Origin of the sequence: Pseudomonas sp. JR33AA (assembly GCF_021378985.1) — a bacterium.
Lineage (GTDB): Bacteria > Pseudomonadota > Gammaproteobacteria > Pseudomonadales > Pseudomonadaceae > Aquipseudomonas > Aquipseudomonas alloputida.
The window spans coordinates 497,634-513,526 of sequence record NZ_JAJSAW010000002.1; the positions used below are offsets into that span (position 1 = coordinate 497,634).

13 protein-coding genes are annotated in these 15,893 nt (G+C 62.5%); 5 read left to right on the forward strand and 8 right to left on the reverse strand.

Annotation, left to right across the window (positions count from 1 at the left end):
- Positions 1–5 precede the first annotated feature (5 nt).
- Entirely contained in the window at positions 6–1,553 is a 1,548-nt protein-coding gene (locus LVS58_RS05595; RefSeq protein WP_233690211.1) for an AmpG family muropeptide MFS transporter, read from the forward strand.
- Positions 1,554–1,801: 248 nt separating this feature from the next.
- Here LVS58_RS05595 and LVS58_RS05600 read toward each other — a convergent pair whose 3' ends face one another.
- The 3 genes from LVS58_RS05600 to LVS58_RS05610 form a co-directional block, all read right to left on the reverse strand.
- Complete coding sequence (locus LVS58_RS05600) at positions 1,802–3,043, reverse strand: MFS transporter (RefSeq protein ID WP_233690212.1); 1,242 nt, start codon at positions 3,041–3,043, stop codon at positions 1,802–1,804.
- A 127-nt stretch (positions 3,044–3,170) separates the two neighbouring features.
- Positions 3,171–4,013: a mechanosensitive ion channel family protein gene (locus LVS58_RS05605; protein ID WP_233690213.1), complete on the reverse strand. Its 843-nt coding sequence runs from the start codon at positions 4,011–4,013 to the stop codon at positions 3,171–3,173.
- 116 nt (positions 4,014–4,129) lie between these two features.
- The gene (locus LVS58_RS05610) at positions 4,130–4,615 is read right to left on the reverse strand and encodes a YajQ family cyclic di-GMP-binding protein (protein WP_003251890.1); all 486 of its coding nucleotides are present in this window, start codon (positions 4,613–4,615) and stop codon (positions 4,130–4,132) included.
- A gap of 100 nt (positions 4,616–4,715) precedes the next feature.
- On the opposite strand from LVS58_RS05610, the gene LVS58_RS05615 reads away from it, so the two are divergent.
- From LVS58_RS05615 to LVS58_RS05625, 3 genes are read left to right on the forward strand one after another with little or no spacing between them, the layout of a single operon-like run.
- The gene (locus tag LVS58_RS05615; RefSeq protein WP_233690214.1) at positions 4,716–5,633 is read left to right on the forward strand and encodes a putative 2-dehydropantoate 2-reductase; all 918 of its coding nucleotides are present in this window, start codon (positions 4,716–4,718) and stop codon (positions 5,631–5,633) included.
- A gap of 37 nt (positions 5,634–5,670) precedes the next feature.
- A complete protein-coding gene (locus LVS58_RS05620; RefSeq protein ID WP_233690285.1) occupies positions 5,671–7,701 on the forward strand; it encodes a sensor histidine kinase in 2,031 nt (676 codons plus the stop codon).
- Between the two features lies 1 nt (position 7,702).
- Positions 7,703–8,269 (forward strand): cob(I)yrinic acid a,c-diamide adenosyltransferase, encoded by a 567-nt coding sequence (locus LVS58_RS05625; protein WP_010952464.1) that lies wholly within the window; start codon positions 7,703–7,705, stop codon positions 8,267–8,269.
- Positions 8,270–8,300: 31 nt separating this feature from the next.
- On the opposite strand, the gene LVS58_RS05630 is transcribed toward LVS58_RS05625, so the two are convergent.
- From LVS58_RS05630 to secA, 4 genes are all read right to left on the reverse strand, one after another.
- Positions 8,301–9,245 (reverse strand): Nudix family hydrolase, encoded by a 945-nt coding sequence (locus LVS58_RS05630; protein WP_233690215.1) that lies wholly within the window; start codon positions 9,243–9,245, stop codon positions 8,301–8,303.
- Positions 9,242–9,874 (reverse strand): glutathione S-transferase family protein, encoded by a 633-nt coding sequence (locus LVS58_RS05635; protein ID WP_233690216.1) that lies wholly within the window; start codon positions 9,872–9,874, stop codon positions 9,242–9,244. The genes LVS58_RS05630 and LVS58_RS05635 overlap by 4 nt, the downstream gene beginning before the upstream one ends.
- Positions 9,875–9,928: 54 nt before the next feature.
- Positions 9,929–11,146 carry a bifunctional glutamate N-acetyltransferase/amino-acid acetyltransferase ArgJ gene (gene argJ, locus LVS58_RS05640; RefSeq protein WP_010952461.1) on the reverse strand — a complete coding sequence of 406 codons (1,218 nt, stop codon included), beginning with the start codon at positions 11,144–11,146 and terminating at the stop codon, positions 9,929–9,931.
- A 182-nt stretch (positions 11,147–11,328) separates the two neighbouring features.
- Positions 11,329–14,064, reverse strand: coding sequence for a preprotein translocase subunit SecA (gene secA, locus LVS58_RS05645; RefSeq protein ID WP_233690217.1), 2,736 nt, complete (start codon positions 14,062–14,064; stop codon positions 11,329–11,331).
- A gap of 372 nt (positions 14,065–14,436) precedes the next feature.
- On the opposite strand from secA, the gene LVS58_RS05650 reads away from it, so the two are divergent.
- Complete coding sequence (locus tag LVS58_RS05650) at positions 14,437–14,892, forward strand: DUF721 domain-containing protein (RefSeq protein ID WP_233690218.1); 456 nt, start codon at positions 14,437–14,439, stop codon at positions 14,890–14,892.
- A gap of 47 nt (positions 14,893–14,939) precedes the next feature.
- Here the strand turns inward: LVS58_RS05650 and lpxC are convergent, their stop codons facing one another.
- Positions 14,940–15,851 carry a UDP-3-O-acyl-N-acetylglucosamine deacetylase gene (gene lpxC, locus LVS58_RS05655; protein WP_003251873.1) on the reverse strand — a complete coding sequence of 304 codons (912 nt, stop codon included), beginning with the start codon at positions 15,849–15,851 and terminating at the stop codon, positions 14,940–14,942.
- Positions 15,852–15,893: the final 42 nt, after the last annotated feature.

Sequence of the window (15,893 nt, forward strand, 5' to 3'; positions counted from 1 at the left end):
GGCCCATGCCCCGTAAAACCTGGCGCGCTGCGCTTGCTGCCTATGCCAGCCCGTCAACATTGGTACTTTTGCTACTCGGTTTCGCCGCCGGCCTGCCCTACATGCTGGTGTTCTCGACCCTGTCGGTATGGTTGCGCGAAGCTGGCGTTGCCCGTGAAACCATTGGTTATGCCAGCCTGATTGGCTTGGCCTACGCCTTCAAGTGGGTCTGGTCACCGCTGCTCGACCAATGGCGCTTGCCGCTGCTTGGCGGCCTGGGGCGCCGGCGTTCGTGGCTGCTGTTGTCGCAAGCGCTGGTAGTGATCGGGCTGGTCGGCATGAGCCTGTGCGACCCGCAACAGCATCTCTCCTGGCTGATTGCCATGGCTGTACTGGTGGCCTTCGCCTCGGCTACCCAGGACATTGCTGTCGACGCCTACCGCCTGGAAATCGCTGACGACCAGCGCCAGGCCGCGCTCGCTGCCAGTTACATGGCCGGCTACCGAGTGGCTGCCTTGCTCGCCACGGCCGGTGCCCTGTTCTTCGCCGAGTGGTTCGGCTCTACCGGCTTCAGCTACCTGCACAAGGCCTGGGCCGGCACTTACGTGATGTTCGGGGTGATGATGCTGCCCGCCCTGTTCACCACCTTGGTCATGCGCGAACCGCCAGTGCCCTTGCGCACCCAGCTGTCGGCAGCGCGCTACGGGCTGGTGCACCAGATGGCCTCGGTGTTCGTGCTGATCATCCTGCTGGTCTCGGTACCGGCCAGCTTTACCCAGATGTTCAATACCGGCTGGTCCAGCGTGGTCTCCGGTGATGCCACGCCGCTCGACCTGCTGCTGGAAGACCGCGCCTTCCTGCGCCTGATCCTCTACGTGCTGCTGACCTGGGCCTGCCTGTCGAGCCTCGGCCGTCGCGGCCTGGCCCCCGTGCTGACCCCGATCAACGACTTCATCACCCGCTACCGCTGGCAGGCTCTGCTGCTGCTCGGCCTGATCGCCACCTATCGCATGTCGGACACGGTGATGGGGGTGATGGCGAACGTGTTCTATATCGACATGGGCTTCACCAAGGACCAGATCGCCAGCGTCAGCAAGATCTTCGGCCTGATCATGACCCTGGTCGGCGCCGGGGTGGGCGGCCTGCTGATCGTACGCTTCGGCATCATGCCAATCCTGTTCATTGGCGGCGTAGCCTCTGCCGGCACCAACATCCTGTTCCTGATGTTGGCTGACATGGGGCCGAACCTGGAAATGCTGGTGGTGACCATCTCACTGGACAACTTCAGCTCCGGCATGGCTACCTCGGCCTTCGTCGCCTACCTGTCAAGCCTGACCAACCTGAAGTTCTCGGCGACCCAGTACGCGCTGCTCAGTTCGATCATGCTGCTGTTGCCGCGGCTGATCGGCGGGTACTCGGGCGTTATTGTGGAGAAGTTCGGCTACCACGACTTCTTCCTGATCACGGCGCTGCTGGGGGTGCCTACGCTGATCCTGATCGCCCTGCAGTGGCATCAGGAAGCCGGGCGGGGGAAGCCGGTGGCCGAGGATCACTCGGTGGCTGAGCGGCCCTGAAGCTTTGTATTGCCTGTGCCGGCCTCTTCGCGGGTGAACCCGCTCCTACGTCGGGCCGTGCTGCCTTGTAGGAGCGGGTTTACCCGCGAAGAAGCCGGGCCGCGCTGCCTTGTAGGAGCGGGTTTACCCGCGAAGAGGCCGGGCCGTGCTGCCTTGTAGGAGCGGGTTTACCCGCGAAGAGGCCGGGCCGCGCTGCCTTGTAGGAGCGGGTTTACCCGCGAAGAGGCCGGCACAGGCAATATCGCTTATCAAGCAACTGCCCCTTCCCCAGGCCGCCCACCCACCACGAACCACAGCGGCCACAGCGCCAAGGCCCCCGCCACCCCCGCCGCCAGGGCAAAGTGCAGCAAGCTGGCACCGGCGCCAATCATCGCCAGCAGCGCACCGCCGAGCCCCAGCAAGGCAATGGTGATCATCCCCAGCATGGCCGAAACCAGCCCCTTGCTTTGCTCACTGGAGAACAGCGTCATGCGGTACAGCACCGCATTGGCCACCCCCAACCCCAGCGCATACAGCGACAGGCCAGCCACCACACTGGTCACGCTCGGCCAGTACCAGGTCGCCAGCACCATCAGGCACAGGCCAGCCAGGTAGGGCCAGAGCGCGCCACGCACCAGGGCTGGCAGCGGGTAGCGATCGGCAATACGGTTGATGATCAGGTTACCGAGGATCAGCCCGCCAAATACCGGCAACTGCCACAAGGCATACGCCAGGGTACTCAATCCCTCATCGTGAATCAGCAGCACCGGAGACAGGCCAATCCAGCCAATCAGCGGTAAGCCGACCAACCCGAGGGCGGCGCTGCCTGCAACGAAGCGCCGGTTGCCCAGCAGTTGGCCATAGCCCGCCAACAGTGGCAGCAGGTGAATCGGCGTGAACGCCAACCGCGAGCCGTCACGGCGCTCCACGCCCAAGGTTTCCGGCATCAGGCGGTACAACAGCAGCCAGGCCAGCACCGCGCCGACGGCGAACGCCACGAACAGCCAGCGCCAGTCCAGCCATTGCAGCAGCAAGGTGCCCACCAGCGGCCCGAGCAAGGGCGACAGCAAGGCGATATTGGCCAGCAGGGCCATCATGCGTACCGCATCCGCCTCGCTGAACGCCTCGTTCAGGGCCGGGTAGCTGACCGTGACCACAAAGCCCAGGCCAATGCCCTGCAACAGGCGCAACAGGTTGAACAGGCCGATGTCCCGGACCCAGAAGGTAGCCAGGCAGGCCAGGCCAAAGCATGCGCAGCCGACCAGCAGCAGCGGGCGCCGCCCATAACGGTCGGCCAACGGGCCGATCAGCCATTGCAGTACCACGCCCCCCAGCAGGTACAGGTTGAGGGCATGGGGTATGTATTCGGGGCTGGCCTCTAGGTCACTGACCACGACCGGCATGGCCGGCATGACCGCGTCGCTGGCCAGGTAGGTCAGCAGCTCGAACAGGGCCAGGGTCAGGCCGAACAGCAAGGCACGCAGCGGGGTGATATACAGCAGTGGTTTCATGATGGCATATCGGGTGTGGCAGGTGGGGTCACGCTATATGCCAGAAATGGTAGGAAATTGCTGTGAGCAAGTGTAATCAGGGCAGGAAAAAGCTGGGGCCGCTTTGCGCCCCAGCTTTGACGCGGTATTACTGCGTTGCCGTCTCCTGCACCACGCGGATAACCCGCTGCGGAAACGGAATGTCGATCCCTTCGGCCTTCAACCGGTCACGCGCATACTCGTTGAGCATGAACATCACATCCCAGTAATCGGAGGTCTTGGTCCACAAGCGCAGCGATACGGTGATCGAGCTGTCGCCCAGCGTCGACACGACCGCCTGCGGTGCCGGGTCTTGCAGAACACGCGGGTCCTTTGCCAGCTCCAGCAACACATTGCGAGCCTTCTGCAGGTCGGCCTCGTAGTCAACGCCTACATCGAACACCACCTTGCGCGTCGGCTGTCGGTTGGTGTTGGTAATGATGCCGTTGGACAAGCTGCCATTGGGCATGATGACCGTCTTGTTGTCACCGGTGCGCAGCACGGTATGGAAGATCTGGATACTGTCGACGGTGCCGGCAACGCCCTGGGCCTCGATCCAGTCACCGATACGGAACGGGCGGAACATCAGAATCAGCACACCACCGGCGAAGTTCGCCAGGCTACCCTGCAAGGCAAGGCCGATGGCCAGGCCTGCGGCACCAATGGCGGCGACGAACGAGGTGGTCTCGATGCCGATCATCGAGGCCACGCTGACCATCAGCAGCACCTTCAGCACGATGTTCGCCAGAGAGCTGATGAAGCCCTGCAGCGCCAGGTCGGCGTTGCGCAGGCCAACCAGCTTGCCGAGGCGGGCGCTGATCTTGTTGATGATCCACCAGCCAACCGCCAGGGTCAGCAGTGCCAGCAGCACACGGCTGCCGTACTCCATGATCAAAGGGATCCACGTCTGGGATTGGCGGACGAGCTGGTCGACCTCAGCGTTCAAATCCATATTCATCTCCTGATGCCGAGCGGCAAGTACACGGTAGAACAGGCCGCGCGTGTTATTACGCAACCCCGGCCCCCATGGACATCATTTGGCCATCGGGGTTCCGGGCCACCCCCACATCAGTCGCGGAAGTTGTTGAACTGCAGCGGCATGTCGAATTCCTTGGTGCGCAGCAGGGCAATGGCTTCCTGCAGGTCGTCACGTTTCTTGCCGGTTACCCGTACCTGCTCACCCTGGATGGCGGCCTGAACTTTGAGCTTGCCATCCTTGATGGTGGCAACGATCTTTTTCGCCAGGTCCTTGTCGATGCCTTCGCGGAACTTGGCTTCCTGTTTCTTTTCCTTGCCGGAGGCGTAGGGGTCCTTGGTTTCCAGGCACTTCACGTCGATCTTGCGCTTGACCAATGCAAGGCGCAGGATCTCCAGCATCGCCTCGAGCTGGAACTCTTCCTCGGCGGTGAGCATCACGGTCTGCTCTTTATCCTTGAACTCGAAGGTGCCCTTGCCCTTGAGGTCGTAGCGGCGGTCCAGCTCCTTGATGGCGTTGTCGACCGCGTTCTGCACTTCGTGCTTGTCCAGTTCCGATACCACGTCGAACGAAGGCATGGTTGTTCTCCCAAAATAAAAGCGCGCTCAGGCTGAAGATGGAGCGCGCTGGGTTTGAAGGTTAAAATGCGGGCTCATTATAACGGGTTGCGAAACGCATATGAGCAGCACCTGGCATATTCTCGGCGCCGGTAGCCTTGGCAGTCTGTGGGCCTGCCGGCTGGCACGCGCAGGCAAGGCTGTGCGGCTGATCCTGCGTGACGGGCAACGGCTGCAGGCTTATCAACAGGCCGGTGGCCTGACCCTGGTCGAACAGGACCAAACCCGGCGCTACGCCATACCGGCCGAAACGGCGCAAGCGCAAGGCCCGATCCACCGGCTGCTGGTGGCCTGCAAAGCCTATGACGCTGCCCCGGCGATTGCCGCTCTAGCGCCTCGGCTGGCCGAGAGCGCCGAAGTGCTGCTGTTGCAGAATGGCCTGGGCAGCCAGGATGAAGTCGCCGACCTGGTGCCGCACGCTCGCTGTATCTTCGTCTCCAGCACCGAAGGCGCCTTCCGCGAGGGGGACTGGCAAGTGCGTTTTGCCGGCCATGGCTTCAACTGGCTGGGCGACCCACGAAGCCCCATGCTCCCCGCCTGGTTCGATGACCTGCACGAAGCCGGTATCCCCGCTGAGTGGACAGTCGACATACTTACCCGCCTGTGGCGCAAGTTGGCGCTCAATTGCGCCATCAACCCGCTGACCGTGCTTCACGATTGCCAGAATGGCGGGCTGCTGGGTCACCTGGGTGAAGTGCAGGCCCTGTGCGTTGAACTGGCCCGACTGCTGCACCATTGCGGCCAGCCGCAGGCAGCCGAGGGGCTGGACGAAGAAGTGCAGCGGGTAATTCTCGCCACCGCAGCCAACTACTCTTCCATGTACCAGGACGTGCATGCAGGACGGCGCACCGAGTTGCACTACCTGCTCGGTCATGCTTGCCGCGCTGCGGGCCGTCATGGCCTGCAACTGCCGCAACTGGAACACCTGCTGCAGCGCTTGGTCGAAAACCTGCGCGTGCGTGGCTTGCCTTGCGACTGACGCGGCCCTTCCACCGGATACGGACATTGCCTTGCCCATGACCTTGCGCCAACGCCTGGAAAACCTCCCGGTCGGGCAGAAGCTGCTGGCGGCCCTGCTGGTATTGCTGGTGACCATCCTGCTGATGGCCAACCTCACCTTCATCAGCGCCGCCTACTGGATCACCCAGGAAAGCATGGCGCCGCAGGCTATGCAGACCATCGGCCGGCTGGTGGCCAACCCACAGCTTGCAGCCCGTGCCGGCGACACCCCGGACACTGCCCGTGCCCTGCTCAAGGAACTGGACAGTTACACACCGCTGCGCGCCGCCGCCGTCTACGGTGGCGATGGCCGAATGCTGGCGCAGTTGCAGCATGGCGAGCCGCTGGCCCTGCCCAAGCGTTTTCGCAACATCGACGGCTGGCGCCTGATGGAGTTTCGCAGCACTCAGTTGATCCGCATCCCCCGCGATGCCAACCCACCGGCACATTTGCTGCTGGTAGCCAGTAGCGAACTGCCCACGGCCTTCTACACCGGCACACTCAGCGCCAGCCTGGGCATCCTGGTGTTCAGTGTCCTGCTCTGGATCGTCATCGCCCGGCAGATCAAACGCCTGATCACCCAGCCGATCAACCAGCTTGAGGAGCTCAGCCGCCAGGTTACCCGCGAAGAGAGCTACGCCTTGCGCGCCCAGCGCGGCAACGACGATGAAATCGGCAGCCTGGCCGAGGCCTTCAACACCATGTTGTCGCGCATCGAGGCCCGCGAGCAGCAGCTCAAGAGCGCCCGCGACGAGTTCCAGAGTGCCTACGATCAGGCCCAGGGCCTTGCCGAAGAAACCCGCCACACCAACCGCAAGCTGGAACTGGAAGTACAGGTACGCAGCAAGATCGAGAAAAAACTGACCGGTTTCCAGAACTACCTCAACAGCATCATCGACTCGATGCCCTCGGCACTGATCGCCCTCGACGAACAGCTCTACGTGACCCAATGGAACCACGAAGCCACGGTGCTTTCCGGCACGCCACTGGACGAGGCACTTAACCAGCCGGTGTTCATTGCGTTCGAGCCGCTGAAACCGTTCCTCCCGCAACTGAAGGAAACCGTGGAAAAACATCGGGTGGCGAAGATCGAGCGGGTAACCTGGCCCAAGGGCGATGACCTGCGCCACTACGCCCTGACCTTCTACCCACTGACAGGCGGCGGCGGGCGCGGCGTGGTCATTCGTATCGACGACATCACCCAGCGCCTGTCATTGGAAGAGATGATGGTGCAGTCAGAAAAAATGCTCTCGGTGGGTGGTCTGGCTGCCGGCATGGCGCACGAAATCAACAACCCGCTGGGCGCTATCCTGCACAACGTACAGAACATTCGCCGGCGCCTGTCGTCCGACCTGCCGCGCAACCAGGAACAGGCAGAAGAGCTGGGCATCGACCTGGCCACGATCAACCGCTACCTGGACAGCCGCGAGGTGCCGCAACTGCTCGACGGCATTCAGCAGGCCGGCGCCCGGGCGGCGAAGATCGTCACCCACATGCTCAGCTTCAGCCGCCGCAGCAACCGCCAGCTGGTGCCATGCGAGCTGCCGGCACTGATCGATCAGGCGCTTGAAATTGCCGGCAATGACTTCGACCTTGCCATCGGCTTCGACTTCAAGGGGCAAGCCATCGTGCGCCAGTTCGACCCCGACCTGGGGCCGGTGCCCTGCACCGCCAACGAACTGGAGCAAGTACTGCTCAACTTGCTGAAGAACGCAGCCCAGGCGATCCACCAACGCCCGCAACCCAGCGAGCCGGGGCGCATTACACTGCGCACCCGGCTAAACCCGCCATGGGCAGAAATCCAGGTCGAGGACAACGGCGTCGGCATGCCCGAGGCCGTGCGCAAACGCACCTTCGAGCCGTTCTTCACCACCAAGGAAATCGGCCAGGGCACCGGGCTGGGCCTGTCGGTCTCGTACTTCATCATCACCAACAATCACAAGGGGCAGATGGAAGTGCAATCCACGCCAGGCCAAGGCACCTGCTTTACCCTACGCCTGCCCCTCACCCAGCCGGCAGCGGCGGTGCCGGCCCGAACGGAGCAATGACATGGGCTACCGCCTTTCGAAGATCTATACCCGCACCGGCGACAAAGGCGAAACCGGCCTGGGCGACGGCCGTCGGGTGCCCAAGGACCACCCGCGGATCGAAGCGATTGGCGAGGTGGACAGCCTGAACAGCCAGTTGGGGTTGCTGCTGGCGGGGCTCGCCGAGCATGGGCTGAATGAAGTGACCACAGTGCTGGCGCCGTGTCAGCACCGCTTGTTCGACCTGGGTGGCGAGCTGGCGATGCCCAGTTACCAGGCGTTGAACCTGGCGGAAGTGGAACGCCTGGAGGCGGCCATCGATGTGTGGAACGAAGAGCTGGGGCCGCTGAAGAACTTCATTCTGCCCAGCGGTTCGGCGCTGGTGGCGCAGGCGCATGTGTGCCGCAGCCTGGCGCGCAGTGCAGAGCGCCGGTGTCAGCAGTTGAATGCCATGGAGCCGCTGGAAGGCGTCGGTTTGGCCTATATCAACCGGCTTTCCGACCTGCTCTTTGTAGCGGCACGGATCATTGGGCGGCGGCAGGGGATTGCAGAGGTTTTGTGGCAGCCCGCACCCAAACCTGAAGGCTGATACGAAGGGGGCTGCTTTGCAGCCCCATTACTCAGGCCTCGGGCCAGAACGCCCGGATCCCGGCCACACCCTGTGCACCCGCTTCCCAGGCCTGCTCGCGCTCACTTGGCCCTACTCCACCCAGCAGATAAACCGGCTTGGTGAACCCGGCTATCATGCGCTGCGCCTCATCCCAGCCCAGCGGCACCGCCTCCGGATGCGTCTGGGTCGCCTGCACTGGCGACAAGGTGACAAAGTCCACGCCCATCTGCTCAGCCAGCGCCAGCTCTTCGGCACTGTGGCAGGATGCCGCCAACCAGCGCTCCTTGGGGAACGGCCGGCCCCTGGCGGCGTACTTGCGCAACTGCGCGGCCGTCAGGTGCCAACCGGCCGCCGGGAAATCACCCAGCCATTCCAGCGGACCTTTGAGCATCAGCTGCGCCTTGCCCGCACACAGCCCGACCGCATCCACCGCCACGTCGCGGTACTTGGGGTCGTACATGTCCGGGGCACGCAACTGGATCAGGCGAATGCCATTGGCCACCGCCTTCTGGATGCCCTTGAGCAGTTGCGGCACTTCCAGGCCGTCCGGGGTGATCAGGTACTGGTCCGGCAGGCGCGCAGCAGTGACGATCGGCTTGTTGGCCTCGGGGAATGCGTACTGCGGCAAATCACGCGGGGCAACCCATTCCAGCGGCTGGCCTTCGGCACCATGGGGTTCGCCAGTGAACACTTCGACCTCGCGCACGTCCAGTAGCACCTGCTTGTCCGGGTAGTCATGGCTGACCTTGATCAGCGCACGCGACCGGCTTACCTCGATGCCCAGCTCCTCGCGCAACTCGCGGGCAAGCGCCACTTCGACGCTTTCACCTGCTTCCACCTTGCCACCGGGGAACTCCCACAAGCCCCCCTGGTGCTGGGTATCGGCCCTGCGGGCAATCAGAATGCGGCCGTCAGTACCGCGAATGACCGCAGCTACAACATGTATCCGTTTCAACCTTCACGCTCCGCCAGGCCGGCCTGCTGCCACGCCTGGAAGGCTGGCCACTGATAAATGGTCTCGATGTAGGCTGCCGCCTCTGCCGGCACTTCCACACGGTAGGTGCGCAGGCGCACGGCAACCGGGGCGAAGAAGGCGTCGGCCAGGCTCGGCTTGCCGAACAGGAACGGGCCGCTGTCCTTGGCCACCACGCGGCATTCGGACCACAGCGCGACGATACGGTCGATATCGACCTGCACGTCCAGCGGCACATTGTCCAGCGCCTGGTCACGCGACAGGTCGAACGGCATCGCGCCGCGCAGGGCAAAGAAGCCGCTATGCATCTGCGCACAGGCCGAACGGGCCTGGGCACGCGCCGCCACATCGGCAGGCCACAGCTGGGCGTCGGGGTGCTGTTCGTTGAGGTATTCGGCGATGGCCAGGGAATCGGCGATCACACCGTGCTCGGTCTTGAGCAGCGGCACCTTGCCGGTGGAGGAGAAAGCGAGGATGCGCTGGCGGGTATCAGGCTGGTTCAGCTTGATCAGGGTTTCTTCGTAGGGCACGCCAGCCAGCTCGAGCGCCAGGGCGCCACGCAGCGACCAGGAAGAGTACAGCTTGTCGCCGATGATCAGGTGATAGCTCATGGTTCGGCTCCATCGGTTTGGAATGCTGGGGCTGCTTTGCAGCCCCATTTTCGATCAGGTACGGTACTCGGCGTTGATCTTCACGTACTCGTGGGACAGGTCGGTCGTCCAGATGGTTTCGCTGCACTGGCCACGGCCCAGCTCGATGCGGATGGTGATTTCTTCCTGGGCCATCACTGCCGAGCCCTGTGCTTCGGTATAGCTCGGGCTGCGGCCGCCTTTGCTGGCGATGCACACGCTGTCCAGGTACACGTCGATCAGGCTGACATCCAGTTCCGGCACGCCTGCACGGCCAACGGCGGCCAGGATGCGGCCCCAGTTCGGGTCGGAAGCGAACAGTGCGGTCTTGATCAGTGGCGAGTGGGCCACGGCGTAGCCGACGTCCAGGCATTCCTGGTGGTTGCCACCACCGTTGACCTGCACGGTCACGAACTTGGTCGCGCCTTCGCCGTCACGGACGATGGCCTGGGCCACTTCCATGCACACTTCGAACACGGCCTTTTTCAGTGCTTCGAATAGCGCGCCGCTGGCTTCGGTCACTTCCGGCAGGTCGGCCTTGCCGGTTGCGATCAACATGCAGCAGTCGTTAGTCGAGGTGTCGCCGTCGATGGTGATGCGGTTGAATGATTTGTTGGCGCCGTCCAGCATCAGGTCCTTGAGGACCTTTGGCGCCACCTTGGCGTCGGTGGCGATGTAGCCCAGCATGGTCGCCATGTTCGGGCGGATCATGCCTGCACCCTTGCTGATACCGGTGACGGTAACGGTCACGCCATCGTGCTGGAACTGGCGGCTGGCCCCCTTGGGCAGGGTGTCGGTGGTCATGATGCCGGTAGCGGCCTCAGCCCAGTTGTTCTCCGACAGGTTGTCGAGGGCGGCCTGCAGCGCGCCTTCGATCTTTTCGACCGGCAGCGGCTCGCCAATCACGCCGGTGGAGAACGGCAGTACCGACTCGGCCGGTACGCCAGCCAGTTCGGCCAGCTTGGCGCAAGTGCGCTCGGCGGCGGCCAGGCCTGGCGCGCCGGTGCCGGCGTTGGCGTTACCCGTGTTGGTCAGCAGGTAGCGCACGGTGCCCTGTACACGCTGCTTGGACAGGATCACCGGCGCTGCGCAGAAGGCGTTGAGGGTGAACACGCCAGCCACGCTGGAGCCTTCGGCACAGCGCATGACCACCACATCCTTGCGCCCCGGGCGCTTGATACCGGCAGAAGCGATACCGAGTTCAAAACCCGGAACCGGGTGCAGGGTGGGCAAAGGACCAAGACCAACAGCCATTAGAGCGCTCCTAGAGAAAACGATGATGTCGAAAAAGGGGCCGCTTCGCGCCCCATCGCGACACAAGGCCGCCCCCACAAGGAGCGCGCCCGTTCATGGACGAGCGTGGTACCTGTGGGAGCGGCCTTGTGTCGCGAAAGGGCCGCACGGCGGCCCCAGGCTTTTACAACGTAAGGTTCAGATCACTCGATCTGACCATGGCAATGCTTGAACTTCTTGCCCGAACCACACCAGCACGGCTCGTTGCGGCCCAGCTTCTGGTCATTGCGCACTGGCGCCGAGGCTACCGCTACTTCGGCACCCTCCTCGCTCAGTTGCTCACTTTCCAGGCCCGGTGCAGCGGCGTGCTGGAATTGCATGCGACTCGCCAACTCTTCGGCCTCGCGGCGCAGGCGGGCTTCTTCTTCGGCCGGGTCTTCGCGGCGAACCTGTACGTGCGACAGCACGCGGATGGTGTCGCGCTTGATCGACTCCAACAGCTCCTGGAACAGGCTGAACGACTCGCGCTTGTACTCCTGCTTCGGGTTCTTCTGCGCATAACCACGCAGGTGAATACCGTGACGCAGGTGGTCCATGGTCGACAGGTGGTCTTTCCACAGGTCGTCCAGTACGCGCAGCAGAATCTGCTTCTCGAAGGTTCGCAGGGCCTCGAGACCGGCCTGGTCTTCCTTCTCGGTGTAGGCAGTGGTGATCTCGCTCAGCAGCTTCTCGCGCAGGGTCTCTTCGTAGAGGTGATCGTCCTCGTCGAGCCATTGCTGAATCGGCAACTTGATGGCGAAATCGCTGGCCAGCGAAGCCTCCAGGCCGGCGACGTCCCACTGCTCTGGCAGCGACTGCGGCGGGATGTGCTGGCTGATGGTAGCGTCCAGTACTTCCTTGCGGAATTCGACGATGGTGTCGCCGATGTTCTCGGCGGCCAGCAGGCTGTTGCGCATGTGGTAGATCACCTTGCGCTGCTCGTTGGCGACGTCGTCATATTCGAGCAATTGCTTACGAATATCGAAGTTGCGGCCTTCGACCTTGCGCTGGGCTTTCTCGATAGCGTTGGTGACCATGCGGTGCTCGATGGCCTCGCCCGACTGCATGCCCAATGCCTTCATGAAGTTCTTCACCCGGTCAGAGGCGAAGATGCGCATCAGGCTGTCTTCCAGCGACAGGTAGAAGCGGCTGGAACCCGGGTCGCCCTGACGACCGGAGCGGCCACGCAGCTGGTTGTCGATACGGCGCGATTCGTGGCGCTCGGAAGCGATGACATGCAGGCCACCCGTCTCGATCACTTGCTGGTGACGCTTCTGCCAGTCGGCCTTGATCTGGGCGATCTGCTCGGCTGTCGGGTTTTCCAGGGCAGCCACTTCGGCTTCCCAGTTACCGCCCAGCAGGATGTCGGTACCACGGCCAGCCATGTTGGTGGCGATGGTCAGTGCACCTGGCGCGCCTGCTTGCGCAATGATCTCGGCTTCCTTCTCGTGATACTTGGCGTTGAGCACCTTGTGGTCGATCCCTTCCTTTTTCAGGAGGTTGGACATGTGCTCGGAAGTTTCAATGGTCGCGGTACCCACCAGCACCGGGCGGCCCAGCTTCATGCTTTCCTTGATGTCGGCAATGATCGCGGCGTATTTCTCGTCAGCGGTCAGGTACACCAGGTCGTTGTAGTCCTTACGCGCCAGTGGCTTGTTCGGCGGAATGACCATCACGTTCAGGCCATAGATCGATTGGAACTCGAACGCTTCGGTGTCGGCGGTACCGGTCATGCCGGACAGCTTGGTGTACAGGCGGAAGTAGTTCTGGAACGTGGTCGAAGCCAGGGTCTGGCTCTCGGCCTGGATGTTCAGGTTCTCCTTTGCCTCGATGGCCTGATGCAGGCCCTCGGACAGGCGACGGCCCGGCATGGTACGGCCGGTGTGTTCGTCGATCAGCAGAACCTGGCCGTCCTGGACGATGTACTCGACGTTGCGGTGGAACAGCTTGTGTGCACGAAGACCGGCATAGACGTGGGTCAGCAGCCCCAGATTGTGCGCGGAATACAGGCTCTCGCCTTCGGCCAGCAGGCCCGCCTGGGCCAGCATCTCTTCGATGAACTGGTGACCGGCTTCATTCAGCTCCACCTGGCGACTCTTCTCGTCGATGGTGAAGTGGCCTTCCTGGGTGACCTGGCCTTCGACCTCTTCGATGTGCTGGGTGAGGCGCGGGATCAGGCGGTTGATCTCGATGTACAGCTTGGAGCTGTCCTCGGCCTGACCGGAAATGATCAGCGGGGTACGCGCTTCGTCGATGAGGATGGAGTCGACTTCGTCGATCACCGCGAAGTTCAGTTCACGCTGGAACTTCTCGTCCTGGCTGAACGCCATGTTGTCGCGCAGGTAGTCGAACCCGAATTCGTTGTTGGTGCCGTAGGTGATGTCGGCTGCATAGGCGGCGCGCTTTTCTTCCGGCGGCTGGAAGGCCGAGACGATACCGACCGACAGACCGAGGAACTCGTACAGCGGGCGCATCCAGTTGGCGTCACGGCGCGCCAGGTAGTCGTTGACGGTGACCACATGCACGCCCTTGCCGGACAATGCGTTGAGGTAGACGGCCAGAGTACCGACCAAGGTCTTGCCTTCACCGGTGCGCATTTCTGCGATCATGCCCTCGTGCAGGGTCATGCCGCCGATCAGCTGCACATCGAAATGGCGCATGCCCATTACACGCTTGCCGGCCTCGCGGGCCACGGCGAAGGCTTCGGGCAGCAATTGGTCCAGTGTCTCGCCTTTGGCCAGGCGCTCCTTGAACTCTGCAGTCTTGCCACGCAGTTGCTCGTCGGAGAGGGCCACCATCTTCTCTTCGAAGGCATTGACGATACTCACCGTCTTGAGCATGCGTTTGACTTCACGCTCGTTCTTGCTTCCAAAAAGTTTTTTTAACAAAGGCGCAAACATATCGGCAGGATCTTCCACACGTAGGGATGGAGGGCGGCCCCATGAGTCGCCCGTGCAGCCCATAGGCCGCATGCGAACGAGCATTCTACCCGGAAACGATGGTGAGGAAAGTGGTGGATTTCCACGATGCTGATACAGCGTTTTGGCAGGGGCTTGTTTTAGATAGGGGCATTTTCCCTGAGTTCAAGGCTTGGCAACATGAAAGCTATCGAGAACCAGTCTTGTCTTTGGCTGCCTGTGCCGGCCTCTTCGCGGGTGAACCCGCTCCTACAGGATACCGATAACCCTGGTAGGCGCGGGTTCACCCGCGAAGAGGCCGGTACAGGCAACGGAGATGTTAGACTCTGCCCACGTCAATTCACGCGTACCCCCATGGCCTACAAACCTTCCCCCGCCCAGCCACCTTCGGCCCTGCTGCGCCAAGTGCGCCCGCTGCGCCTGCTGCTGAACCAGGCCGAACGCCTGGAGCACCTGCAGCGCCTGCTGGAGAGCCAGTTGCAACCCGCTGCCCGCGAGCATTGCCATGTGGCGTCCTGGCGCGATGGCACTCTGTTGCTGGTGGTCACCGACGGCCACTGGGCAACCCGCCTGCGCTACCAGCAGAAGCGTCTGCTGGCGGCGTTGCAGGCCATGGAAGCGTTCGGCAACCTCAGGCGCATCCTTTATAAGGTGCAGCCACCGCTGGTGCCAGCCAAACGTGGTGGGCATGCCGCCGAGCTTTCCAATAGCGCCGCCGAGAGCCTGCGCGACACTGCCGAGGGCATTACCGACCCCAAACTGCGCGCCGCACTGGAACGGTTGGCTGCCCACGCTCAGGAAAAGCCATAAAAAAGGCCACCCGAAGGTGGCCTTAATGAACTAGAGAGTGTTCGAACTTACACGGCCGCAACAGGGCGCATGTACGAGATCGGTGCCGTGCTGGCATCTTCGAAAGTGACCACTTCCCAGGCATCGGTTTCAGCAATCAGCTTGCGCAATAGCTGGTTGTTCAGCGCGTGGCCGGACTTGAAGCCCTTGAACTCGCCGATCAGGCTGTTGCCCAGCAGGTACAGATCGCCGATGGCGTCGAGGATCTTGTGCTTGACGAATTCGTCTTCGTAACGAAGGCCGTCTTCGTTGAGCACGCCGTCCTCATCGACCACGATGGCGTTCTCGACACTGCCACCCAACGCAAGGTTGTGCTTGCGCAGGTACTCGATGTCACGCATGAAACCAAAAGTACGCGCGCGGCTGACTTCCTTCACGAACGACGTGCTGGAAAAGTCGACACTGGCGCTCTGGGTCCGGTTGCGAAGCACCGGGTGATCGAAATCGATCTCGAAGCTCACCTTGAAACCTTCGAAAGGCAGGAACGTGGCGCGCTTGTCGCCCTCTTCCACGGTTACCTCACGCAGGATGCGGATGAACTTCTTGGCTGCGTCCTGTTCTTCCAGGCCGGCAGACTGAATCAGGAATACAAAAGGACCGGCGCTGCCATCCATGATCGGCACTTCCGAGGCGGAGAGCTCGACGTAGGCGTTATCGATGCCCAGGCCCGCCATGGCGGAGAGCAGGTGCTCGACCGTATCGACCTTGACGTCACCGTTGACCAACGTCGTCGACATGGTTGTCTCGCCGACGTTGGCCGCACGCGCAGGGATCTCGACCACAGGGTCGAGGTCGGCGCGGCGGAAGACGATGCCGGTGTCAACAGGTGCAGGCTTGAGGGTCAGGTAAACCTTCTCCCCGGAGTGCAGACCGACACCTGTGGCACGGATGGTATTCTTCAGGGTGCGTTGTTTAATCATGGCATTGGCCGCTTCAGCGCAAATTGCGAACAGGTATCAACA

Coding starts and splice junctions, on each gene's coding strand:
- secA (WP_233690217.1), bottom strand. CDS start 14,064: ATGTTTGCGCCTTTGTTAAAAAAACTTTTTGGAAGCAAGAACGAGCGT.
- lpxC (WP_003251873.1), bottom strand. CDS start 15,851: ATGATTAAACAACGCACCCTGAAGAATACCATCCGTGCCACAGGTGTC.
- LVS58_RS05610 (WP_003251890.1), bottom strand. CDS start 4,615: ATGCCTTCGTTCGACGTGGTATCGGAACTGGACAAGCACGAAGTGCAG.
- LVS58_RS05615 (WP_233690214.1), top strand. CDS start 4,716: ATGAGCAGCACCTGGCATATTCTCGGCGCCGGTAGCCTTGGCAGTCTG.
- LVS58_RS05625 (WP_010952464.1), top strand. CDS start 7,703: ATGGGCTACCGCCTTTCGAAGATCTATACCCGCACCGGCGACAAAGGC.
- LVS58_RS05600 (WP_233690212.1), bottom strand. CDS start 3,043: ATGAAACCACTGCTGTATATCACCCCGCTGCGTGCCTTGCTGTTCGGC.
- LVS58_RS05605 (WP_233690213.1), bottom strand. CDS start 4,013: ATGGATTTGAACGCTGAGGTCGACCAGCTCGTCCGCCAATCCCAGACG.
- LVS58_RS05650 (WP_233690218.1), top strand. CDS start 14,437: ATGGCCTACAAACCTTCCCCCGCCCAGCCACCTTCGGCCCTGCTGCGC.
- LVS58_RS05635 (WP_233690216.1), bottom strand. CDS start 9,874: ATGAGCTATCACCTGATCATCGGCGACAAGCTGTACTCTTCCTGGTCG.
- LVS58_RS05595 (WP_233690211.1), top strand. CDS start 6: ATGCCCCGTAAAACCTGGCGCGCTGCGCTTGCTGCCTATGCCAGCCCG.
- LVS58_RS05620 (WP_233690285.1), top strand. CDS start 5,671: ATGACCTTGCGCCAACGCCTGGAAAACCTCCCGGTCGGGCAGAAGCTG.
- argJ (WP_010952461.1), bottom strand. CDS start 11,146: ATGGCTGTTGGTCTTGGTCCTTTGCCCACCCTGCACCCGGTTCCGGGT.